This window comes from Nonomuraea montanisoli, from assembly GCF_013363975.1.
GTDB lineage: Bacteria > Actinomycetota > Actinomycetes > Streptosporangiales > Streptosporangiaceae > Nonomuraea > Nonomuraea montanisoli.
Map to the genome: position 1 here is coordinate 276,550 of NZ_JABWGN010000009.1, position 22,024 is coordinate 298,573.

General features: G+C 69.3%; 17 protein-coding genes and 1 riboswitch. Of the genes, 10 read left to right on the top strand and 7 right to left on the bottom strand.

The genetic code is table 11. From position 1 onward, the window contains the following. Nucleotides 1-126: 126 nt before the first annotated feature. From HTZ77_RS24600 to HTZ77_RS24610, 3 genes are read right to left on the bottom strand one after another with little or no spacing between them, the layout of a single operon-like run. Entirely contained in the window at nt 127-990 is an 864-nt protein-coding gene (locus HTZ77_RS24600; RefSeq protein WP_175592026.1) for a sensor histidine kinase, read from the bottom strand. Nucleotides 991-1,035: 45 nt separating this feature from the next. After that, entirely contained in the window at nt 1,036-1,626 is a 591-nt protein-coding gene (locus tag HTZ77_RS24605) for an MDR/zinc-dependent alcohol dehydrogenase-like family protein (protein ID WP_328808756.1), read from the bottom strand. Next, on the bottom strand, nt 1,536-4,856 hold the full coding sequence (locus tag HTZ77_RS24610) for a bifunctional cytochrome P450/NADPH--P450 reductase (RefSeq protein WP_235995063.1): 3,321 nt from the start codon (nt 4,854-4,856) through the stop codon (nt 1,536-1,538). The genes HTZ77_RS24605 and HTZ77_RS24610 overlap by 91 nt, the downstream gene beginning before the upstream one ends. Before the next feature lie 149 nt (nt 4,857-5,005). Between HTZ77_RS24610 and HTZ77_RS24615 the strand changes: the two genes are divergently transcribed. The 6 genes from HTZ77_RS24615 to HTZ77_RS24640 all read left to right on the top strand — a co-directional run bounded on the left by HTZ77_RS24615 (nt 5,006) and on the right by HTZ77_RS24640 (nt 10,864). Next, complete coding sequence (locus HTZ77_RS24615; protein ID WP_175592028.1) at nt 5,006-5,656, top strand: TetR/AcrR family transcriptional regulator; 651 nt, start codon at nt 5,006-5,008, stop codon at nt 5,654-5,656. A 166-nt stretch (nt 5,657-5,822) separates the two neighbouring features. After that, the gene (locus tag HTZ77_RS24620) at nt 5,823-6,908 is read left to right on the top strand and encodes a diacylglycerol/lipid kinase family protein (protein WP_205303331.1); all 1,086 of its coding nucleotides are present in this window, start codon (nt 5,823-5,825) and stop codon (nt 6,906-6,908) included. Nucleotides 6,909-7,084: 176 nt separating this feature from the next. Further along, entirely contained in the window at nt 7,085-7,303 is a 219-nt protein-coding gene (locus tag HTZ77_RS24625) for a ferredoxin (protein WP_175592029.1), read from the top strand. After that, nucleotides 7,300-8,703 (top strand): NAD(P)/FAD-dependent oxidoreductase, encoded by a 1,404-nt coding sequence (locus HTZ77_RS24630; protein WP_175592030.1) that lies wholly within the window; start codon nt 7,300-7,302, stop codon nt 8,701-8,703. Before HTZ77_RS24625 ends, HTZ77_RS24630 begins: the two co-directional genes overlap by 4 nt. A 26-nt stretch (nt 8,704-8,729) precedes the next feature. Then, nucleotides 8,730-9,992, top strand: a complete 1,263-nt coding sequence (locus HTZ77_RS24635) for a cytochrome P450 (RefSeq protein WP_175592031.1) — start codon at nt 8,730-8,732, stop codon at nt 9,990-9,992. 299 nt (nt 9,993-10,291) lie between these two features. After that, nucleotides 10,292-10,864 carry a hypothetical protein gene (locus HTZ77_RS24640; RefSeq protein ID WP_175592032.1) on the top strand — a complete coding sequence of 191 codons (573 nt, stop codon included), beginning with the start codon at nt 10,292-10,294 and terminating at the stop codon, nt 10,862-10,864. 63 nt (nt 10,865-10,927) lie between these two features. Here the strand turns inward: HTZ77_RS24640 and HTZ77_RS24645 are convergent, their stop codons facing one another. Together HTZ77_RS24645 and HTZ77_RS46580 are read right to left on the bottom strand one after the other, a co-directional pair. Continuing rightward, on the bottom strand, nt 10,928-11,431 hold the full coding sequence (locus HTZ77_RS24645) for a CorA family divalent cation transporter (RefSeq protein WP_328808745.1): 504 nt from the start codon (nt 11,429-11,431) through the stop codon (nt 10,928-10,930). 27 nt (nt 11,432-11,458) lie between these two features. Continuing rightward, entirely contained in the window at nt 11,459-11,632 is a 174-nt protein-coding gene (locus HTZ77_RS46580; RefSeq protein WP_235995064.1) for a hypothetical protein, read from the bottom strand. Nucleotides 11,633-11,670: 38 nt separating this feature from the next. Further along, nucleotides 11,671-11,784, top strand: a riboswitch (TPP riboswitch). Between HTZ77_RS46580 and thiC the strand changes: the two genes are divergently transcribed. The 3 genes from thiC to HTZ77_RS24660 all read left to right on the top strand — a co-directional run bounded on the left by thiC (nt 11,780) and on the right by HTZ77_RS24660 (nt 16,836). Then, nucleotides 11,780-13,519: a phosphomethylpyrimidine synthase ThiC gene (gene thiC / locus HTZ77_RS24650; protein WP_175592033.1), complete on the top strand. Its 1,740-nt coding sequence runs from the start codon at nt 11,780-11,782 to the stop codon at nt 13,517-13,519. It overlaps the preceding riboswitch by 5 nt. A gap of 461 nt (nt 13,520-13,980) precedes the next feature. Further along, complete coding sequence (locus tag HTZ77_RS24655; RefSeq protein ID WP_175592034.1) at nt 13,981-14,967, top strand: LysR family transcriptional regulator; 987 nt, start codon at nt 13,981-13,983, stop codon at nt 14,965-14,967. A 120-nt stretch (nt 14,968-15,087) separates the two neighbouring features. Next, a complete protein-coding gene (locus tag HTZ77_RS24660) occupies nt 15,088-16,836 on the top strand; it encodes a M64 family metallopeptidase (RefSeq protein WP_175592035.1) in 1,749 nt (582 codons plus the stop codon). Between the two features lie 103 nt (nt 16,837-16,939). On the opposite strand, the gene HTZ77_RS24665 is transcribed toward HTZ77_RS24660, so the two are convergent. Continuing rightward, nucleotides 16,940-19,648, bottom strand: coding sequence for an immune inhibitor A domain-containing protein (locus HTZ77_RS24665; RefSeq protein WP_175592036.1), 2,709 nt, complete (start codon nt 19,646-19,648; stop codon nt 16,940-16,942). Between the two features lie 215 nt (nt 19,649-19,863). Here HTZ77_RS24665 and HTZ77_RS24670 point away from each other — a divergent pair, with 215 nt between their 5' ends. Next, nucleotides 19,864-20,832 carry a M64 family metallopeptidase gene (locus tag HTZ77_RS24670; protein ID WP_175592037.1) on the top strand — a complete coding sequence of 323 codons (969 nt, stop codon included), beginning with the start codon at nt 19,864-19,866 and terminating at the stop codon, nt 20,830-20,832. Nucleotides 20,833-20,864: 32 nt separating this feature from the next. Here HTZ77_RS24670 and HTZ77_RS24675 read toward each other — a convergent pair whose 3' ends face one another. Next, nucleotides 20,865-21,815 carry a LysR family transcriptional regulator gene (locus HTZ77_RS24675; RefSeq protein ID WP_235995065.1) on the bottom strand — a complete coding sequence of 317 codons (951 nt, stop codon included), beginning with the start codon at nt 21,813-21,815 and terminating at the stop codon, nt 20,865-20,867. Nucleotides 21,816-22,024: the final 209 nt, after the last annotated feature.

The window sequence follows — 22,024 nt, forward strand, 5'->3', positions numbered from 1 at the left end:
CCACGAAGATGACGTCGGTCATCCCCACTCCTCAAATCCGGGACATGTTGCCGTGGCCGCCGGACAGGCGGCCACGAGGCCCAGCAAATCGCGAGTTTTGAGCGGTTCTGCCGATCTTGACGGGTTTCATACGGCTAGCGGGCAAATATTGACGCCATCCCTACGCCGCACGTCGCAGGGCCCCGGCATGCGACACGCGCCCATCCGTTGATGTGCTGCGGTCGTGATGGGGGCCGTTGTGCTGAGGGGAAGCCGTAGCACGAAGCAGGCGCCACCGGTCGCGGACTTTCTGGCGTGGAGTGTTCCCCTGTGGGCCTGGGCGATGTCGCGCGCGATCGCCAGACCGAGGCCCGTGCCTTTGTGGTCGAGGCGCTGTGCGGCGCCCAGGCGGGTGAAGCGCTGGAAGATCCGTTCCCGTTCGGCCTCGGCGATTCCGTCTCCGTCGTCGGTGACCGTCATCTCGGCGTCGTCGCCCACGCGGCTCACCCGGACCTCGACCGTCCGCTCGGCGTGCCGTTGGGCGTTGTCGAGCAGGTTGGTGAGCAGCCGGGCGATGCGGATCGGGACTGCCCGGACAGTCACGCCTGGCTGGAGCCGGAGCTGGACCCCGAGGCGATCGCCCCGGCGGGAGACCTCGTCGCGGACCAGTTCCGCGAGGTCGATCTGCTGCGGCTCCACGTCCGGACCTGTCTCCATCTCGCCGAGAATGCGCAGGTCGGTGAGGATCGCGTCCAACCGGTCGACGCCTTTCAGCGCTCTGGTGAGCAGCTCGGGGAGATCGGTCTGGTCGGGATGCAGGCGGGCCTCCTCCAGTTCGGCCCGCAATCCCGTCAGGGCCGTGCGCATCTCGTGCGAGGCGTCGGAGGCGAAGTGCCGGCTCTTCTGAAGCTGCTGCTCCAACTCTCTGGTAGCCGCGTTCTGGATGACGTACGGGTCGGTGAGGTCCAGGCGCGAGTCGTGGCGTGTGGTCGTCGGATTGAGGTGGGACATGTCGCTGTCGTTTCTCTTCGGTGCTGGGCCGGTCGTCTCTCGTCTTCAGGGAACGAGGATGAGGCGGATCGGGTCGCCGATCTTGTGCTCCAACCGGTGAATCGGCTCGGCGGCGTAGGCGAGCGGGATGTGGTCGCTGATGGAGGGAGCCAGGTCGAGCCGGCCGTCGGAAGCCAGCCGCACCAGCTCGGAGACGGACTCGGGGGAGCCGCCGTCCCGGCCGAGCGCAGCGGCGGCCTGCTCGCGGACCGCCGGCACGCCGGCGCAGTCGAAGGCGAAGTCCAGACCCCGCCCGGCGGTGGCGACGACGGCGGCGTAGGGGGTGGAGACCGCGTCAGGGATGATCGCGGCCTGGTCGAACGGCAGCTCGTCGGGGATGGGGACGAGGGTGTCCTCGCAGGCGATGGCGTACTGGGCCCAGCCGCCGTCGTCATCGATGCCCCGGGTGCGGACCTGGGTGCAGGGGCGGCGACGCGCGCAGTCCGCGCACTGCTGGGTGACGGCGTCGGAGGCGTCGGGATACAGGGGGACGAGGGTTCCGTCGATCAGGTGGAGGTCCGACAGGCACACGCCTGCGGCCTTGACCTCGATGAGGACCTCGCCCGGGCCGGGCACGGGGACGGGGACCTCCGCCACGAGGAACTTGCTGCTGTCCAGGTGGAAGCGTCCGGCGAGCATGGTGTCCATGGCGATCTCACTTTCTTGTGTGTTCGGTGGTGTGCGTCCGCAATCCGGCTAGGGCCGCCGTCAGCGAGTGCTTCTCGTACGGCGGGCGCCATGTGTCGGCCGTCGCCGCAGACGTACGCCCCGTCCTGCAGTGCCTGCCACACCGTGTCGGAGGCCGCGGTGACGGCGTCCTGCACGTAGCGGGCCGGGTGGTCGGCCACCGCGGAGAAAGCGGTGTGCACCTGCGCGATGCCGGCCCGCTGCCAGGCTTCCATCTCCTCCCGGTAGAACCAGTCGTGCTCCGGGTGGCGGCAGCCGACGAAGACCTGCGACAGCCCCACCTTCGTGCCGTTCGTCATCTGCCGGGCGCGCTCCTCCAGGAAGCCGCGCAGCGGCGCGATGCCGGTGCCGGGCCCGATGAGGACGAGCGGTGCGGCGGGATCGGCGGGCGGCGCGAAGGCGGGAGAGGGCACGCGCACGTAGCCGTAGAAGACGTCTCCCGGCCTGAGTCGTCCCAGGTACTGCGAGCACAGGCCGCGGTAGGCGCCCTTGCCTGACAGCGCGGGGCCCTCGACGAGGCCGACGGTCAGCCGTACCCGACGCGGGTCGGCCAGCGGAGAGGAGGAGATGGAGTAGAAGCGAGGGCGGATCGGCCCCATCATCTCCAGGAACACCGCCAGCGGCACTTCGACGGCGGGGAAGCGCTCCAGGAGGTCGAGCACCGAGACTCTCTTGCCGAGGATCTCCTCCCGGTACCGCACGTCGGCCTCCTCGGTGTCGGCCGCGTAGGCCTCCAGCTGCGGCTTGGTCCAGGGGCACGGGGTGTGCTCGGCCAGGGCGCGCATCTGGGTGCGGGTGGCCACGTCCTGCAGTTCCAGGAACTCGGTGAGCAGCAGGCCCGCGGTGACGGGCCTGCTGCTCACCGGCAGGTGCGTCCTGCCGCCGGCAGGCTGGTCGAGCTGGAACACCTGGTCACGCTCGACGCCGAGCCGCGCCAGCGCGCGCTCGACCAGCACAGGCTCGTTCTTGGCGAAGGCGGCCAGGTGGTTGCCGGCGGCGTAGGTGACGCCCTCGGGCAGCTCGACGATGATGGACCTCGCCGAGGGGCGCGGCGGCTCGACGCTGAAGTCCCACAGCCCGGTCGCGTCGCTGACGAGTTCCTCGTTGGCGACCACGGTCAGCGGGTAGGCCTGCTCGGAGACGATCGTGGGGCGCACGTCCGCCTCGGTCAGCAGTCGCACCTCATAGCGTGGCGCGCCGTCGCCGGAGGTGTTCGCGGCGTACTCCTCGGCCAGGGTGGCCCACAGGGCGTCCGTCCAGCGGGTGGCCGTGCCGTCGAAGTCACCGGCGGCGTCCGCCGCGCCGCGCTCGACCACCGCGGTCGCGCCGGCGGCCAGCAGAGCGGCCTCGATCCGCTTGGGGAAGGCCTGGTAGGTGGCCACCCACTGGGTGTTGCCGGCGCCCAGCAACGCGAAGCGCACACCCGACAGCGCGCCCTCGGGAAGTCCGGCGGCGATCAGATCGTCGAAACGCTGGGCGTTGTCGGGCGCCTTGCCGTTGTAGCTGGCGGCCACGACCACGAGCAGGCCCTCGGTGGGGAGGTTCCCCGCCAGGTCGTCCAGGCTCAGCAACGTGGTGCCGAACCCGGAGCGTTCACCGCGGTCGGCGATGGTGCGCGCCAGGTCCTCGCAGCTGCCCAGGCTGGAGCCGTAGGCGACGGTCAGGTTCACCCCGACGCCGCTGACGGCGGCCGGCTGCTGTGCCTGCCCGCGCTGTGGGTCCGGAGCGCCGAAGACGGTTCGCTCGCGTTCGTGCCGGGGTCGGGCGACGATCTCGAAGTCGCCGGGTTTGCGCGTCAGCGCCTCGCGCACGTCCATCTGGTAGTCGGTGATGTCGGAGAACTTGAACTTCTGCAGCACCAGCGCGAGGGCCAGGCGGGCCTCGGTGAGCGCGAACTGCCGGCCGATGCAGGCCCGCCGGCCGTTGCCGAACGGCTTGTAGGCGTGCGGGTGGTGCTGGGCGCGGTTCTCCGGCAGCCACCGGTCGATGTCGAACTCCAGGGGCCGTTCCCATGCCTTGGGATGGGTGTGCAGAGGGAACATCAGCAGGTTCGTCTTCGTGCCCTGCTTCAGGTGGTAGTGGCCGCCGATGACCGTGTCCCGCAGCGGCGCCTTCATGATCTGCGGGATGGGAGCCCACAGGCGCAGGGTCTCCTCCAGGACGCGCGGGATGACGTCCAGCTTCATGATCGTGTCGTAGTCGGGGACCGTGTCGCCCGGCAGCATCCGGTCCACCTCGGCGTAGGCCTGGGCCAGCGCCTGCGGGTTGCGCAGCAGCGAGTACGTGGCGAACGACAGCAGGCCGCTGGTGGTCTCGTGACCGGCGATCAGGAACGTCAGCGCCTGGTCGCGGACGTTGTCGTCGTCCAGCGGCAGGCCGGTGTCCGGGTCGGCGGCCTCCAGCATCAGGGCGAGCAGGTCCTTCTCGCCGGTGCTCCTCGCCCGGCGGCGTTCCTTGATCACGGTCTCGACCAGCTCGCGCATCCGCTGGATGTTGCGGCGGTACGTCCTGTCGTCGCTCTTGCGCAGCTTGGTCATCATCGGCAGCTCCTGCGAGCGCCGCATGGACTCCACCAGCGCCTGCAACAGCGCCGTGAGGAAGGGGTGCAGTTCCTCGTCGCGGAAGGAGTCGAACCGGTGGCCGAACCCCGACAGGGCGATGGTGTCCAGTGTCAGCCGGGTGTAGTCGTCGGTCACGTTGACCAGCTGTCCCTGCTTGCGCTCCCACGTGCCCACGAGGTTCTGGGCGATGTCCAGCATCTGCCCGAAGTAGCCCCTCATGGCCCGCTGGCTGAAGGCGGGCATGAGGATCCGGTGCGCCATGCCCCAGGCATCCTCGTCGTCGTGGGCCGTGAACAGGCCCGCGCCGGCGTAGTCCCGGACGTGGCTGAGCGGCGGGAGGATCGGCTTGCCGAAACGGATCTCGTCGCAGACCTCCGTCACCAGATCGGGGTCGTAGACGAAGACGTTCTCCTGGCCGGCGATGTCCATGCTGAAGATGCCCTCGGGGAATTGCCGGGACAGCTCGCCGAAGTACGCGACCGGGTTGGTGCCGGGGATCTGGGGTGCGTGGCCAAGGAAGGGGATCCCGCGCGGCGATCGGATGGGACGGAGGTCGGGTGCGGGCTGGATGGTGGTCAAGGACTTTCTCCCTCTTGTGACGATTTCGTCAGTTCTGGACGATACCGTCACCTATGTAATGACTCTTTCAAGTCGTAGTGAGGAATTCGTCACTGCTGACGGATCCCACTACAGTGGAGGGCGCACCACAGCCCACGGGAGACAGACAGATGGCCGACGCCGCACCGACCCGCCTGGACCGGCGCAAGGCGCGCACCCGCGCCGCGCTCATCCACGCCGCCCAGACCTTCATCGCCGACGGCAGGACCAACGCGGCGATCCTGGACCTCACCCAGGCCGCCGACGTCGGCATGGGCTCCTTCTACAACCACTTCTCCAGCAAGGACGAGCTCTTCCGAGCCGCCGTGGAAGACGCCCTCGACCGGCACGGCGCAGTCCTGGACGAACTGACCCGCGACATGACCGATCCCGCCGAGGTCTTCGCCTGCAGTTTCCGGCTCACCGGACGACTGCACCGCCGCCGACCCCAGCTCAGCAAGGTCCTGCTCAACACCGGTCCGGCCATCGCCACCTCCGCACACGGCATCGCCCCGCGCGCCCGGCGCGACATCCACGCCGGCGTCCGGACCGGCCGCTTCACCGTCGCCGACGCCGAACTCGCCTTCGTGATCGCCGCGGGCGCCGCCCTGTGCCTCGGCCAGCTCCTGCACACCGAGCCCGACCGCGACGACGCCCAGGCCGCCGACCAGATCACCGAAGACCTCCTGCGCACCTTCGGCGTCCCCGCCGACGAGGCACGCGAGATCTCCCGGCGTCCCCTGCCCGACCTCGACCGGCTGCTCCCCGGCGCCATCGCATAGCGGAGCCAGTCCGCGCCGTGTGCCGCCGTTCCGTCACGCCGGCTGGATCCCCCGGGAGGTGACGTAGGTCAGCGCACACGTGACGTTCGACCCTGTCGCACCTTGTGGCGGCCAAGGTGTACTGAACGTGCTCCGCGACCGGCACCAGCGACCTGAGCGAGACTTCATGCCGGATCTCAACACGCTCCTGCATCCGCGCCCCGGACCTGCCGAGCAGGTGCGCCGCCCAGGCGGGCCGCGCGCCGAGAAGAGCAGCGGCTGTGGCGGCGACCGCCTCCGGTGGACGACCGAGGTGCGGGCACAGGTGCATGCGCTGGACCAGGCGGTGTTCGACGCCGTGGCCGACACCCGCACGCCGAGCCTCGACCGGTTCTTCGTCGGGGTGTCGCGATCGGTCGACCACTCCCGGCTGTGGCTGCTGATGGCCGCCGCGGTCGCCCTGGTGGGCGGCCGTCGCGGCCGGCGGGCGGCAGGGCTCGCCCGGCAGGCCGTCGCGGACGGGGCCGCGGTGCTCGGAGTGGCCGGCGGAGACGGGACGGTGTCGGCCGTCGCCGCCGTGGCCGCGGACGCCGGCCTTCCCCTGGTGGTGATCCCCGCGGGCACCCGCAACCACTTCGCCCGCGATCTCGGCCTCGACCTCGGCGATCCCGCCCGGACCCTGGAAGCGCTGCACGACGGTGAACCGGTCCGGGTCGACCTGGGCGTGGTCGACTCGCACGTCTTCGTCAACAACGTCTCGTTCGGCATCTACGCCGAGGCCCTGCTGGAACCTGAGTACCGGGAGGCGAAGGCACGCACCCTGGCCGAGATCGCCCCCCAGTACCTCAAGGGCCGGCAGTGGGTCGAGGCGAGCGTGGAGGCTCCCGGAGAGAGGATCGAGCACCCGCAGGTGGTGCTGGTGTCGAACAACGCCTACCACCTCGGCGCGCCGCGCCATCTCGGGCGCCGGTTCACGCTCGCCTCGGGGCTGCTCGGCGCGATCGTCTTCAAACGCCCGGCCGGGCCGCCACCGCCGGACCTGTTCGCACGCCTGCGCCGCGACCTGCGCCGGCACGCCACCGCGCGCTCGACCGAGACCGGCATCGTCGCCTGGGCGGCTGCCCAGGTTCGCCTGGACGGGCCCGCGGGGCGCCTCCCGGCCGGGATCGACGGGGAAGCAGTGGAGCTCCGCCTGCCCGCGACGTGCGGCATCCGGCCGGGCGCCCTGCGGCTCCTGCTGCCGCGCCGACGACCCGGAGTGCCCCCGTCGTAAGCATCTTTTCCCTGGCAGTGGTTGTGGTGATGAAAATCGGGGGCGGAAAATCGGCTTTGTGGCGGGTCGGCCCGGCGCACCTCGGTGCCGATGCCATCGGGTGCGGACCGGAGCCCCGCGACGTGGCCGGATGGCAGTTTCGATGGCCGGACAAGCGAGGACGGAGGGGGCTGTCCATGCGGATCGTCGTGGACCTGAACCGGTGCCAGGGATACGCGCAGTGCGTGTACCTGGCCCATGAAGTCTTCAGGCTGACCGGTACGGAGGCGCTCACCTACGAGCCGAACCCCGACGACGCACGACGCCTGGAGGTCGAGCGGGCCGCCGCGGCCTGCCCGGTGCGGGCGATCATGATCGACCGGTTGGACGGCGCGGAGCGGGGTGCGGCGTCATGACCCTGGCAGCGACGCTCGCCGAGCTGGTGAGCGACTTCAGGGCCAACGGACGGATCGTGATCGTCGGCGCCTCCCTGGCGGGCCTGCGTGGGGCCGAAGCCCTGCGCGAAGAGGGCTTCAGCGGGTCCTTGACCATCATCGGGGACGAGCCGTACGAGCCCTACGACCGTCCTCCGCTGTCCAAACAGGTGCTCAAGGGCTGGGTGCCGGCCGAGCACACCCTGCTGCCCCGCTTCCGGGAAGTGGACGCGCAGTGGCGGCTCGGCGTCGCCGCCACCGGGCTGGACCGGGTCGCCAGACAGGTACGCCTGGCCGACGGCGAGCAGGTCCCGTACCACCGGCTGCTGATCGCCACGGGGACCCGCGCGCGGCCATGGCCCAACCCGGCCGAGGCCGCCCTGGAGGGTGTCTTCGCGCTGCGCTCGCGGGACGACGCCGCGCGGCTGCAACGGGCGCTGGCCGCGCGGCCGTCGCGGGTGCTGGTCATCGGCGGCGGGTTCATCGGCTCGGAGGTGGCCTCCGTCTGCCGGGAACTCGACATCCCGGTGACTCTGACCGAGCGGGGCCCGGCTCCTCTGGTCGGGGCGCTGGGCGGGGTGATCGGCGAGATCGCCGCGCAGATGCAGCGCGACCACGGCGTGGACCTGCGCTGCGGGGTGAGCGTGGCGTCGCTGGAGGGCGACGCGGCCGGACACGTCCGGCGCGCCCGGCTCTCGGACGGGACGACCGTCGAGGTCGACGTCGTGCTGGCCGCGCTGGGGTCGATCCGCAACGTGGAATGGCTGCAGGGCTCCGGGCTGGCGGCCGGCCCCTGGGGAGTCGGCTGCGACGCCGGTGGCCGGGCCTTCGACATCAACGGCGTGGTGACCGACAGCGTCTACGTGGCGGGAGACGTGGCGCGCATGCCGCACGTGCTGTACGAGTACCAGTTCCTCGCGATGGAGCACTGGGACAACGCCGTCTTCGGCGCCGAGGTGGCGGCCCACAACATGGTCAACCTCGAACCCCACTACCGGCCGCATCTGTCGCTGCCCGGCTTCTGGTCCGGCCAGTTCGGCGTCAACATCAAGTCCGTCGGCGTGCCGCCGTTCGGTGACGAGATCGTCTTCACGCAGGGATCGGTCAAGGACCGCAGTTTCGCGGCCGCCTACGGCCGCCGCGGCCGCATCGTCGCCGCCGTCACCTTCGACCACGGCAAATGGCTGGAGTACTACGCCCGGCTGATCGAGCAGTCGGCTCCGTTCCCGCCCCCGCCGCCGGGCTGGGACCGGCCGGACGTCATGGAGCCGGTGCCTGCCGAGTTCCCGGCGCCGGGTGTCCCGACGGCGATCCCCGACGTCGTCCTGACCGGCCACGACCCGAACGAACGCAGGGCCGAGTTCCGGCCCCGAGGCCACTGAGAGCGGCGGGAAGGAGCGGAAACAGCATGGCCGAGGAGACACCCTGGCAACAGGCGCTGCGCTACACCAACCGCGCCAACCCGTACCCCTTCTACGCCGAGCTCCGCAAGACCCCGGTGGCGCGGCAGCCGGACGGCACCTACGTCGTCAGCACCTACCGCGAGATCGTCACGCTGCTCCACGACCCCCGCGTCAGCTCCGATGTCCGCAAGCTCCCGTCCCGCGCCGCGGCGGCAGTGGAGCCGGGGGCCGAGCCGATCACCGAGGCCGTCATCGAACTGGAGCCGAACATCATCACCTGCGACCCGCCCGAGCACGACCACGACCGCCGCATGATGACGCGGCACTTCTTCGGCCCGGCCGACGCCCCGCACCAGATCTCCGACCTGGAGCCCGACATCCGCCGCATCGTCGCCGGCCTGCTGGACGGGATGCGGGGCAAGACCCGGATCGACGTCGTGGACGAATACGCCTACCCGCTGCCGGTGACCCTCATCTGCAAGGTCCTGGGCGTACCGCTGGAGGACGAACCCCGCTTCCACGCCTGGATCGAGACCGCCCTGGACGCCCTGGACTTCGGCCCGGAGGCGGCCTCCGAGGAGATGCGGAGCCGGCTGGCGGGCGCGCGCCGGAGCGTGAAGGAGCTCGCGCAGTTCATGGCCGGGCTGCTCGGCCAGTACGCCGAGCGGCCCGGCCCCGGCATGCTGTCGGCGATGGTGCACGACGGCGGCCCGGACGGGCGCATGTCCGAGGGCGTGCTCGCCAGCAACGCCGTGCTCCTGCTGTTCGCCGGGCACGAGACCACGGTCAATCTGATCGCCCACAGCGTGCTCACCCTGCTGCGGCACCCCGAGGCGCTGGAGGAGCTGCGCCGCCGCCCCGACCTGATCGTGCCCGCGGTGGAGGAGCTGCTGCGGTTCGAGTCGTCGGTCCAGTTCTGGCACACCCGCTCCGCCGTCGAGGACATCGACATCGCGGGCACCACCATCCCCGCGGGCGCGCCGATCTTCCTGGTGTACGGGTCGGCGAACCGTGACCCGCAACGGTTCGCCGACCCCGACCGGCTCGACCTCGAACGCCCCGACAATCAGCACCTGGGCTTCAGCCAGGGCATCCACTTCTGCTTCGGCGCTCCGCTGGCCCGGCTGGAGGTGCAGGTGGCAGTCGAAGAGTTCGTCCGCCGCGTGGAGAATCCGCGGCTGGTCGCCGACCCGCCGCCGTACCGTCACAACCAGATCTTCCGCGGCCCGCGCCACGTCCTGGTCGACATCGACGGGATCCGCGACTGACCCGGATTGCGGGCACAAGGATCGCTGCCCGGGTCTTCGACTCGCGGAGAGCGTCTTCCCCTACGGCGCTTTCGCCGTCTGTCTCGTCAAGAGTGACGGAACCCTCACTTCTCCTTGGGTGAGTCATTGCGTAGATGACGATACTGTCCATAAATGACGAAATCGTCATCACTGAGAGCCGGCGGTCCCCCCGTCCGAAGCGCGGGCCTGCACACAGCAGGTCCTCCGTACCGCTGCATGCGTCTGCGAGCGCACCCACGCATCCTACGAGAACGGCAGATCAGGGAATGATGTCCGCGATGACCGACACCACCACGGTAAGTCCCGAGCACGCGGTCAAGGCGCTGCTGAGCGAGTACGAGGCCCTGAAGGCGGAGGAGCGGCAGCGGATCGGCGTGCGCGGCCAGTTGCTGTACGCCGTACTCACCGCGGTCGCCGGCATCAGCACTGCCACCACGACCGTGGGCCGGCTGGAGTTGCTGTTGCTGCTGCCCCTGGCCACCACGGTGCTGGGCTGGGCCTACGTCGCCAACGATCACAAGATCACCGTCATCGCGCGGTACGTCCGCGGCCGGCTGGGGCCGAGCCTGGTCGGCCTCGTCGAGGACGGCTCGGGTGACATCGGCGTGTTCACGTGGGAGAACTACCACCGCGAGGATCCACGCCGCCCCTCTCGCAAGCGGCTACAGCTGGCGGTGGACCTGGTTGCGTTCTGCGTGCCCGCGCTGACCGCCCTCACCCTGCTCTGGCTGCTGGGCCCCGACACTCCACTGGTCCGGATCGGCTCGGCCGCCGCGCTGGCCGCGGTGATGATCCTGGCGACCCAGATCATCCGCTACGCGGATGTAGCCGGTCCCGCGCAGCGGGCATGATCCGCCGCACCGAAGCAGACCGATGAGCGGCGCCGTCTCACTCGCTGCATGCGGGCCGCGGTCTCATGGCAGGGGACCGGCGCGGTTCACAGCCATCCGCTCCTTGCGCAGCAGCCGGTGCACGATGATCACGGCGACGACCATGACGGTCAGGGCCAACGGGTAGCCCAGCAGCCAGTGCAGCTCGGGCATGTAGTCGAAGTTCATGCCGTAGATACCGGCGATCATGGTGGGCACGGCGATGAGGGCCGCCCAGGAGGAGATCTTGCGCATGTCGGCGTTCTGCTGCATCGCCGCCTGGCTCTGCTCCCGGCCCACCAGGGCCAGGTGCGCGCTCAGGACGCTGGTCAGCAGCTCGTTGCGCTCGTCGACCTGGGCGTCCACCCGCAGCAGGTGGTCCAGCACGTCCCGGAACTGCTCCCGGTTGACCGAGCACAGCTCCACCCGGCCCTTGACGATCTCCTCCAGCACCGGGATCAGCGGGTCCTGCGCGGTGCGGAACTCCAGCACCTCCCGCTTGAGCTGGTAGATGTCGGCGGTGACGTCGGCGTGTTCCCCGCTGAACACCCGGTGCTCCAGCGCGATCAGATCGCTCTAGATCTCGTGGCTGATGCGGCCGTAGGCATCGACGACCTGGTCGCAGATCCCGTACAGCACCGCGGCGGGCCCGGAGGCCAGCAGGTCGGGGTCGGATTCCAGGCGGCGGCGCACCGCGCCCAGCGGGGCGGCCTCGCCGTGCCGGACGCTGATCGCTCGATTCTTGAACACCCCTGTCCCCAGGGGGACGGGGCGGGTTAGGGTCGAACACGACAGATCGCGGGGGCCCGGCGAACCGGGCTGAGATAGCGGCTGAGACGGCCGCTGACCGCTGGAACCTGACCGGGTAATGCCGGCGTAGGGAGAGATCGAGTCGTCATGACCGACACTGCGATGACACATGCGCGCAAGGTGTATCTGCACGGGACGCGGGAGGACCTGCGGGTGCCGATGCGGGAGGTGCCGCTCAGCGATGGCGGCGCCGTAGTGCTGTACGACACCTCTGGGCCGTACACCGACCCGGACCACGACGCCGACGTGCGGCGCGGGCTGCCCGCGCCACGTGCGGCCTGGATCGCCGGCCGCGGCGACACCACCTCGTACACCGGCCGTGCCGTGCGGCCTCAGGACGACGCGCGGCGTTCCGGAGACCCGCTGCGGATGGCGGCCGCGTTCCCCGAGCGGTCGCCGCGCCGGGCGAGTGGTTCGGGTGCGGTGACGCAGCGCGCGTACGCGCGGCGTGGCGAGATCACTGCGGAGATGGAGTTCGTCGCGCTCCGCGAAGGGGTGGACCCCGAGGTCGTCCGGATCGAGCTGGCGGCGGGCCGGGCGGTGCTGCCCGCCAACGTCAACCATCCCGAGCTCGAACCGATGATCATCGGGCGGAAGTTCCTGGTGAAGGTCAACGCCAACATAGGCAATTCAGCGGTGTCGTCCTCGATCGAGGACGAGGTGGCCAAGATGACATGGGCGACCCGCTGGGGCGCGGACACCGTGATGGATCTGTCGACCGGCCGGGACATCCACACCACCCGGGAATGGATCCTGCGTAATTCGCCTGTCCCGGTCGGGACGGTGCCGCTCTACCAGGCCGTGGAGAAGGTCGGTGGCGACCCGGCCGAACTGACCTGGGAGGTCTTCCGTGACACCGTGATCGAACAGGCCGAGCAGGGCGTGGACTACATGACGGTGCACGCGGGCGTGCTGCTGGAGTACGTGCCGCTGACGGCGCGCCGCCGTACCGGCATCGTGTCGCGGGGCGGTTCGATCATGGCGGCGTGGTGTCTGGCGCATCACCGGGAGAACTTCCTGTACACCCACTTCCGGGAGCTGTGCGAGATCTTCGCAGCGTACGACGTGACCTGGTCGCTGGGCGACGGGTTGCGGCCCGGATCAATCTCCGACGCCAACGATGAGGCGCAGTTCGCCGAACTGCGCACTCAGGGTGAACTGACGCGGATCGCGGCCGAACACGACAACCAGGTGATGAACGAGGGTCCTGGACACGTCCCGATGCACAAGATCAAGGAGAACGTCGACCTGCAGCGGGAGTGGTGCGACGACGCGCCGTTCTACACGCTCGGGCCGCTGACCACCGATATCGCGCCAGGGTACGACCACATCACCTCGGCGATCGGAGCGGCGATGATCGGCTGGTACGGCACCGCGATGTTGTGCTACGTCACGCCCAAGGAGCATCTGGGGCTGCCGGACCGCGACGACGTCAAAGCAGGTGTGATCGCCTACAAGATCGCCGCGCACGCCGCGGACCTGGCCAAGGGCCATCCGGGCGCGCAGGCGTGGGACGACGCGCTTTCGGACGCGCGGTTCGACTTCCGGTGGGAGGACCAGTTCAATCTCTCGCTCGACCCCGCGACGGCACGGGCCTTCCATGACGCGACGTTGCCCGCGGCTCCCGCGAAGACCGCGCATTTCTGCTCCATGTGCGGCCCGCACTTCTGCTCCATGAAGATCACGCGTGACGTCCGGGCATACGCCGCCGAGCGCGGCCTGGACGACGCGCAGGCCCTGGCCGAGGGCATGCGCGAGAAGGCCGCCGAGTTCAACGCGTCCGGGGGCCGCATTCACCTCCCGATCTCGCGCACCGACCTCACCTGAACCGATCTCGCCGATGCCCTGCTCTCACCGCCGGCCGTCAGGCGGCGGTGAGGTTCAGTCGGGGTGTTCGTCTTCGGCCAGGAGCGGCCATGGGAGTTGATGTGGGTCCGAACGGGGGGGCAGAGTGCACGGCGGTCCTCGGAGGTGAGACGGTCGGCCCATTCGGGAGCGCGGAGGACGGCTTGCAGGAGCTAGGTGTTGACGTGGACGAGCGCGGACTGGAGCAGGCGCAGGACGAGCCCGCGGCCAGGTAGGCGAACACCATCGCCTCAGGTCCTCTGTGGTACGCGACAGTGGCGCCCGGCGGGGCGAGGTGGTCGAGGGGACGGTCAAGGTTTGCGCGCGAGGGCGAGCCTGGACTGCTGATGGGTCACGGAGCCAAGGCGTCCGTCCAAACCGAGGAGCTGCTGATCGCGATGACCTATATATTTCGGGACTTACAGCGTGAAAGTGGGTGGGCCATGCAGCTCGAGCTACGCCATCTGCGGACGCTGTGCGTGATCGCGGACGTCGGAAGCCTCAGCCGTGCCGCCCCGGCGATCGGCATCTCGCAGCCTGCCCTGACGGGTCAGCTCCATCGGATCGAGGCCGCCCTGGGAGGTCAGGTCTTCCGTCGTGGCCGCCTGGGCGTCACCCCGACCCCGTTCGGCATGTTCGTCCTGAGCCGGGCCCGTTCGATCTTGATCAGCTTCGACGAGCTGCTCGGCGGAGCCGAGCCCGAGCCCGCGACCACGGGGGTGCGCGTCGGCGGCTATCACACTCCCGTGCTGACCGGGTTGTTGCAACGGCTCTTCGAGATGCCCGGCGCCCGCGTCACCGTTCGCACGGAGTACTCGCCGCGCCTGCTGCTGGATCTGCTGGCCTCCCGCCGCCTCGACGTGGCCACCCTGGTCGACTATCCGGGCCACGAGCTGCCGGCCATGGCGACGGTCGGGACCCGCGTCATCGCCGTCGAGCCGGTCGCGGTCGCCCTTTCCGCCGGGCATCCGCTCGCCGATCGCGACGCGATCCCCCTGTCCGAGCTTGCGGACGAGGACTGGCTGGTCACGCCTCCGGACGGCGCCGGCTGGCCGGAGTACTTCTACACCGCCTGCCAGGAGGTCGGGTTCGCGCCCCGGGTCCGGCACATGCTGACCGAGCCCGACATGATCCGCTCGCTCGTCGCTGAAGGGCGGGCGGCCGCCCCCTGTCAGGCGACCCTCAAGCTCGGTCCGGACGTGGTCGTACGCCCGCTGACCGGCGCCGCGTTGTGGATGCGTCACCTGCTCGCCTGGCGGCTCGGCGGTTCCATCGCCGACCGTGTCGATGAATGGGCCGCTCTGGCCGCCGACGCGCACCGGGCCGCCGTCGCCGACGTCCCGGGCCTCGCCGGAAGACTGCGCGGCGAGGCCCGGGACCCCCACGACTCCGGCCTGATGGACGGCGCGAATCCGCCGACGGTGGCCTGACGAGTGGACCGATCCCCATAGCCTGCGGCATGTCCGGCTTTTCCATCACTCCCGCGTTATGCGGGTTCGGGATAGGACCGGCGACCGAGATGTCCTGAATGATCCTCTCCGGGAGGACTCATGTTCAGACGCATCGCGGCCGCACTGACGGTCGCCACCATCCCTGTGTCCCTTCTCGTCGCCCCGGCCCAAGCCGATGAGCCCACGGCTGACGAGCCCCCGGCCGCGACCGTGGTGCCCGTCCAGGTCACCGGCGACCCGGCGAAACGGTTCAATCTGGTGATCCTCGGCGACGGCTACACCACCGGGGACATGGCGACCTTCCGGCAGAACGTCGACAGGCACCTCAACGTGCTGTGGAGCATCGAGCCCTACAAGTCGTACCGCAGCTACTTCAACGTGTACCGGGTGGAGATCCCCTCGAAGGACTCCGGCGTCAGCTGCGACCCCGGTCCCTCGTCCCCCAAACGCGACACACCCCTTTCCATGTCGTTCTGGAGCGGCTGCCGCTCCGACGGCGTCCAGCGGCTGCTGCTGATGGACAACGCCGCCGCGGACAAGTACGCCGCCCTGGTCCCGGGCGTGGTGCCGGCCAACCGACAGATCCTCGCCCTGGCCAACAGCACCATGTACGGCGGGGCCGGGGGCACCTTCGCCACCGCCTCGGGCGGCAACGCGCTGTCCGCGCTGATCTCCCCCCACGAACTCGGGCATTCCCTGGGCGGCCTGCAGGACGAGTACGACTACTACCGGCGAGGTGTGCCCGGCGGCCCCTACTCCGGAGAGGAGCCCGACTCGGTCCACCACACGCTGCTCACCGAGCCGCAGATGCTGCAGCAGCGCAAGAAGTGGTGGCGGTGGCTGGGCGAACGCAGCGAGGCCGGCGGCCGGATCGGCCGTCACGAAGGCGGCATGTACTTCAGCCAGGGCATCTGGCGGCCCAGCCAGCACTCGATCATGAAGTCACTCGGCTATTACTACGACCAAGTGGGCCGCGAGGTCATGACCCAGGCCATCAGCCGGAAGACCAGCCTCATCCAGGACGCCACTCCTGCCGGCACCATCGGAGCGGACCGCGTTCTGTGGGTGGAGACGCTGCATCCGGTCAGCCATCCGCTGCGCGTCTCCTGGACCGTCGACGGCAGGTTCGCCGGCGACGGGCACGACCTCGAACTGCGCCGTCTTCGCCTCCGCCCGGGCCGCCACACGGTCAGTGTTCGCGTGGACGACCCCACGGACTTCATCCGCGACCCGGACATCCGCGCGTCCTTCGCCCAGACGCGTTCCTGGACGGTCGACACCTCGATCCGTACGTCCCCCGACACGGCGACACCGGCGTTCACCACCACCACGCCCACCGACCAGCCCGTGGGAGCCGACAGCGTCATCTACGCCGAGACCACCCACCCCGCCACCCGGGCGCCGCGCATCACCTGGCGGATCAACGGCCGGCCCGTCCACGCCGACCGCGACCTCGAACTGAGCGACCTGCCTTCGGGCACGCACCTCGTCACCGCCACCGTGGGCTCCACGACCAAGACCTGGACCGTGGACGCCGTCGCGCCGACCGTCACCGTGGAGACGGCCCAGCCGCCCGCCAAAGACCAGCTCACCTTGAGACTGAACCCCGCCGACGACCGTCCCGGAAACGTGGTCGCCGAATTCCGGGTCGACGGAGACGGCTGGTACAACTACTACGGCTGGCCGACCGATTCCAACAGCCCCTTCCTGTTCACCAAGGAGGGGACGAACATCGACGGGTTGATCTACGGCAAACTCGCCGCGGGCCGTCACACCATCGAGTACCGAGCCGTCGACGCCGCCGGAAATCACGCCGAGCCGCGCCGCGTCACCGTCACCCTGGACTGATCAAGCAGGCATGGATGTATGGCGGGGCTGGTCCCAAGCGCGGTGAGCACGACAGAAGGGGCCGTCACGGATGACCTGTCACGGCCCCTTCGCCGCGTCCCTTCTACTTCTTGGCCGAGGTGACCTCCACGATCGCTCCCATGTTGCCGGGGAGCGGAGCGACCAGGCGGAGCTGTACGCCCAGCGCCTTTCCTTCGTCACCGGGGTTTCCGGTGCCGAGCTTGTGCCCGTTGAGCTCCTGTCCGTAGAACTCGCCGGCCGGGGTCCCGTCGGCGTGCACGACCCGGGTCGTGTACGGCTGGCCGCCCGACGACGGCACGACGACGGACGCCGCCCCGTTGCGGAGCACGGGCTGCCCGTCCCTGATCTCCAGACCGGGGTACCACGTCCTGGCGTCGGTGAAGCGGGTGATCGGACTCTGTGCGGGAAGGCTGGTGCAGTAGACGGCCGAGTCCTCCAGGCATTCCCGCTGCGGGTAGGTGCCGAAGAAGGTGAACGCCGCGTTGGAGCTCTGGATGCGTGCGGTCATGTTCTTGTGCCAGCCGGGATCGTGCTGGGCGGCCTCTCCGGTACGACGCAGCGGATCGAAATGCGAGTCGAGCACGAGCAGCCGTCCCTTGGACCCGATCGAGGGAGGGTCGTACCGGTAAGTGTCCACGTCGTTCCACTCGTAGCGCGCGTCGCCGTACGTCACCACCAGGCCCGGCGCGTTGTACTTGACGCGTTCGACGTTCTGGATGCCGTCCCGGCTGATCGTGTGGTCGTATCCCCAGGCCAGGCCCTTGTCGAAGCCGTCGGTGTTGCGCCACTCGGCGAAGTAGTAGTGCCTGGTCCTGGCGACGCCGTCATTGAGCGTCCAGCCCGGCCCCTTGGTGTTCGCGAAGGATTCGGCGACGCCGGTCCAGCCGTTCGCGCCGCCCTCGACGTCATCGCTCCAGATCGTGGCGCCCGAGGAGGTCAGGGAGAAGTCGTCGGACAGCCAGCCGCGCTCGTTGGTGTTGGCGTCGGTGGCGTAGCGTAGCCGCAACTGGACGGTCTTGCCCGCGTACGCCGACAGGTCGACGTAGTCGTGCCGCCAGCCGTCGGAAGTGCCGGTCAGGCCGTACTTCTTCTTACCGTAGTCGCGCAGCCTCCCGTTGGGGTCGCCGTAGCCGTCGTCGGTCGAGACGAGCTGTCCCGCCTCGTTGTAGATCTTCTGCTCGGTCCAGGTCGCCCCGCCGTCGGTGGAGATCTCGACGAAGCCGAAGTCCCACTCGTTCTCGATGACGTAGTTGTCCCACATCCACCAGCGCGCGTCCGCGGGGACCTGGATCGTCCGGCTCAGCCGTACGTCTGCCCAGTTCTGTGTGTTGTCCGACCACCAGGCCCTGGTCCCGCTGTGCGGAGTGGCCAGCGGGAACTCCTTGTCGGGCAGGTTGACCATGACGCCGTCCCGCGTGAGCCTCGGCGTACGGGATGCCTGCCCGAGCGTCACGTACTGGGTGCGGGAGCCGGGGTTGATCACCTTCGGGTCGGCCCAGCCGAGGATCCATTTGTCCCACAGGCCCATGTGCGTGGGCATCGACTGGAACAGCACCCCGGTATGCGAGCCGGCCGACATCAGGTCCCAGAAGCCGACGCTGCTGTCGCTGCTCGGCCCCTGGCTGTCGTAGAGGTCGGGCAGACCCAGGTCGTGGCCGTACTCATGGCCGAAGATGCCGACCCCGGCGTTCTCGCCCTGCATGATGTAGTTGGAGATCTTGATGTCCGTCCCGGGAATCGGGTAGCCGCCCTGGACGGTGCTGGAGTGCGCCCACAAGGCGAACGTCCCCTGTGCGCCGCCCCCGGCCAGCTTGTCCTCGCCCGCGTGCACGATGACCAGGTGGTCGATCACGCCGTCGGGTTCGGCGAAGTCGCCGTCGCGGTCGGCGTCGCCGACGTCCTCGACGTCGTAGTCGGCCCACGGAAAGCTCGGATTCCGGGCGGCGAGGGCGTTGACGGCGTCGACCGGGAGTTGCTGAGCTCCGTTCGGGTAGCGGGGGTTGCTCGGGTGACCGGCGTTGTCCTGGACGGGTTGTCCGCAGCGGCCGGCGCCGTAATAGGCCTCGGAATGCGGGAGCGTCAGCCAGCCGACGGCTTCGCCGGTGATCGTGTACGCGCCCTTCGACATCTCCTGGTACAGGCCCTTGAGGCTGCCGGAGACATCGATGCCCTTCTTGCCGTCGCGGGGGTCGGTGAGGTCGGTACGGATCCGCTGGGTGACACCACGGTCGGAGTAGAGCATGTCGTTGTAGTGCTTGGCGCTGAAGTCCTTCACCCAGTACGTGAAGTTGTCCTTGCCGCTGGCGGCCGGGTCGGGAAGCCGGTTGTGGACGGGCCCGCCGATCCTGGCTCCGGGGGGCTCGGTGACGCAGTCGTTCTGGTCCCCGGTGGTCTTCGGATGGCTGTAGCCGGAGAAATCGTCTCCGGCGGTGTCGCTGAACTCCACCAGCAACGTCAGCAGCTTCGCGGTCTTGGTGACCTTCGACTTCTTGTGGATGAACTCGAACGGGTTCTGCCCGGTGCGCAGCGCCTCGTCCTGCCGTGTGGCCAGCACCCTGGCAGTCACCGGGTTGCCCTCGGTGGTGCCCTTGACGGGGCGGGGTGTGGCTACGTGCTTGGTGCCGGGCCGCTCCTCGAGGGGGTCGGTGGCGACCAGCGGGTCGTCGTAGTTGAGGTAGTGATCGGCCGGCCGCGGCTCGTAACGGGCGCCGCTCGGCTGGTCGCCGATGATCCCTCCTCCGACGGTTGTCGCCGCGACGAGCCCGAGGGCGGCTAAGAGATGCTTTGACACGGTGTTCCTCTCAGCTGGGGCGGAGAAATGCCAAGAGGGACGTTAGAAGTCATGGACATGCAGTGCAATATCACATTGCTAACGATGCTCGTGCGCCTTGAATCTCGGAGACCGGGCGCGCGCCCATAGTTCGGGAGCTATGGCAAGCGGGATTATCCACGCTGGAGCAAGGCGCCCACGCTTGGGACAAGACCCCCCAGCACAAGGAGTCCCCCATGCGCCATGCACTCTGTATGGTGGCGAGCGCGCTGTTGGTCAGTGCGCTGACCGTCAGCCCGGCTCTCGCCGAACCCCGCCCGAACTCCGCCGGACAGCCGACCGAATGGGTGGAGGTGTTCGCCGAAGACGGGACGATCCAGCAGGTGAAGATCCCCAAGCGTGCACAGCCGCGCACGTCGTTCGCCGTTCCGCCGCCCGTGAACGTGACCGCGCTCCAGCAGACCGGACCGTCCGCTCAGCGGTTCGACCTGGTCTTCGTGGGCGACGGCTATACCAGTTCCGAACTGGGACTCTTCCACGCGCACGCGGCGGAGAAGTGGGCGTTCCTGCAGACGGTGGAGCCGTTCAGGACGTACAAGAACTCCTTCAACGTGTGGATGGTCGACGTGATCTCCCCGCAGTCCGGAGTCGACAACGACCCGACCCAGGGCATCTCCCGTAATACCGCCCTCGGGATGGGGTTCTGGTGCGGGGGCACCGAACGCCTCCTGTGCGTGAACGAGAACGCGGCCCGGGCTTACGCGGCCAACGCCCCACAGGCCGATCAGATCCTCGCCTTAGGCAACTCCACCAAGTACGGAGGAGCCGGCGGTGGCGTCGCCACGGCCTCGGGCGGCAACACCAGTTCGGGATGGATCGTCGCCCACGAGCTCGGCCACTCGATGGCCGATCTCGCCGACGAATACGACTACCCCTATGGCCGCTACACCGGGGGCGAACCCTACGAACAGAACGTCAGCATCTACCCTGCCGAGACCCAGCGGTACTACCGGCTCAAGTGGTACCAGTATCTCGGTCAGCCCACTCCCGACGGCGGTGTGATCGGCACCTACGAGGGCGCCAGGTATTACCTGTACGGCATCTACCGTCCCTCGGAGAACTCCTTGATGCGCAGCCTGGGGCGCCCGTTCAACACGATCGGGCTCAATGCCATGATCCAGGCCATCCGCGCGAAGACCGGCTGATCGAGCCGCTGTCACGACAGTTCGGCGATCGCTCAGTCGGCCTGATGAAGGCAGCCGCTCAGGGCGAGCCAGGCGGCGTGGTGGGGCTGGCCGGCCAGAGCTTCGCGGTGAGCGTCCGTGGCCAACCGCCACAGCTCGTCGCCACGCCCGGCCAGGGGCCCTTCCCGCCGCCAGGCGATCAGGTGTCGTACGCGCAACGGAGTACCCGCCAGCGGCCGGACGGTGATGTCGGCCTCGGCGCCGAAGGTGGCCAGGCAAGGCGAGATCGCGCCATGGTTCGCGATCAGATCGCGAACCATGGCGACCTCGACCATCACGTGGGCCATCCGTGGGGTGAATCCGGCTTCCTGGCAGGCGGTCAGCAGGTACTCCGGCCAGCCCGCCCCGTCGGGAGGCGACACCACCCAGTCCTCGCCGGCCAGATCGGCCAGGGAGACCTCCGACCGGGAGGCGAGCGGGTGACGGCTGTTGATCGCGATGAAGACGGGCTCGGTGCCGATCGTGCGGATGTCCACGGACGGCACCGAGGGCAGTTCGTGACCGGGATAGTCGATCAGGGTGGCAGCGTCCAGGCGGCGGCCGGCGAGCAGGTCGAGCAGCAGGCGCGGGGAGTGCTCCGTATGAACGGTGAAGGCCGTTCCCAAGGCCTCGTCGAGGCGCTTGAGCAGGCCGCTCAGCATCGGGGTGGCGTACCCGCCGAGACGGATGGGGCTGAGCCCGGCATCGATGTGCTCGACCGTGAGCAGCTCGTCAAAGGTGATGAGAGCCGCGCGGGCGCGGGTCAGGACGAACTGGCCGAAGGGTGTGACCGTGACACCCGTACGGCTGCGGCGGAACAGCCGGCCGCCCAGCGACTCTTCGATGCGCTGGAGCTGAGCGGTGAGTGAGGGCTGGGAGACGCCAAGACGGGCCGCGGCACGACTGAGGCTGCCGGCCTCGGCGATGATCACTACCGTGCGCAAGTGCCGAACTTCCAGTTGCATGGTTCTGTGTCCTCGCGTTCGGCTCCGTCAAGTGAAGACGCACCACGTGAGGTGTAAAATTGCACGTAGGACAGGGGCTTGACAAGACCCATTTTCTGGTAGCTGAGCCCATGGGTGAAGGCGGCGAAGCGGTCCTGTCCGGGTGTGCCGCAGTCGGTGCCGCGGCCGAGCAAGCAGCGCGGCGACGGAGGTCAAGGCGCTCATCACCA

Bases quoted from the DNA above. Each gene is read 5' to 3' on its own strand.
- HTZ77_RS24600 (WP_175592026.1), bottom strand. From the start codon at position 990: ATGTCCCACCTCAATCCGACGACCACACGCCACGACTCGCGCCTGGAC.
- HTZ77_RS24615 (WP_175592028.1), top strand. From the start codon at position 5,006: ATGGCCGACGCCGCACCGACCCGCCTGGACCGGCGCAAGGCGCGCACC.
- HTZ77_RS24620 (WP_205303331.1), top strand. From the start codon at position 5,823: ATGCCGGATCTCAACACGCTCCTGCATCCGCGCCCCGGACCTGCCGAG.
- HTZ77_RS24625 (WP_175592029.1), top strand. From the start codon at position 7,085: ATGCGGATCGTCGTGGACCTGAACCGGTGCCAGGGATACGCGCAGTGC.
- HTZ77_RS24630 (WP_175592030.1), top strand. From the start codon at position 7,300: ATGACCCTGGCAGCGACGCTCGCCGAGCTGGTGAGCGACTTCAGGGCC.
- HTZ77_RS24635 (WP_175592031.1), top strand. From the start codon at position 8,730: ATGGCCGAGGAGACACCCTGGCAACAGGCGCTGCGCTACACCAACCGC.
- HTZ77_RS24640 (WP_175592032.1), top strand. From the start codon at position 10,292: ATGACCGACACCACCACGGTAAGTCCCGAGCACGCGGTCAAGGCGCTG.
- thiC (WP_175592033.1), top strand. From the start codon at position 11,780: ATGACCGACACTGCGATGACACATGCGCGCAAGGTGTATCTGCACGGG.
- HTZ77_RS24655 (WP_175592034.1), top strand. From the start codon at position 13,981: ATGCAGCTCGAGCTACGCCATCTGCGGACGCTGTGCGTGATCGCGGAC.
- HTZ77_RS24660 (WP_175592035.1), top strand. From the start codon at position 15,088: ATGTTCAGACGCATCGCGGCCGCACTGACGGTCGCCACCATCCCTGTG.
- HTZ77_RS24670 (WP_175592037.1), top strand. From the start codon at position 19,864: ATGCGCCATGCACTCTGTATGGTGGCGAGCGCGCTGTTGGTCAGTGCG.
- HTZ77_RS24675 (WP_235995065.1), bottom strand. From the start codon at position 21,815: ATGCAACTGGAAGTTCGGCACTTGCGCACGGTAGTGATCATCGCCGAG.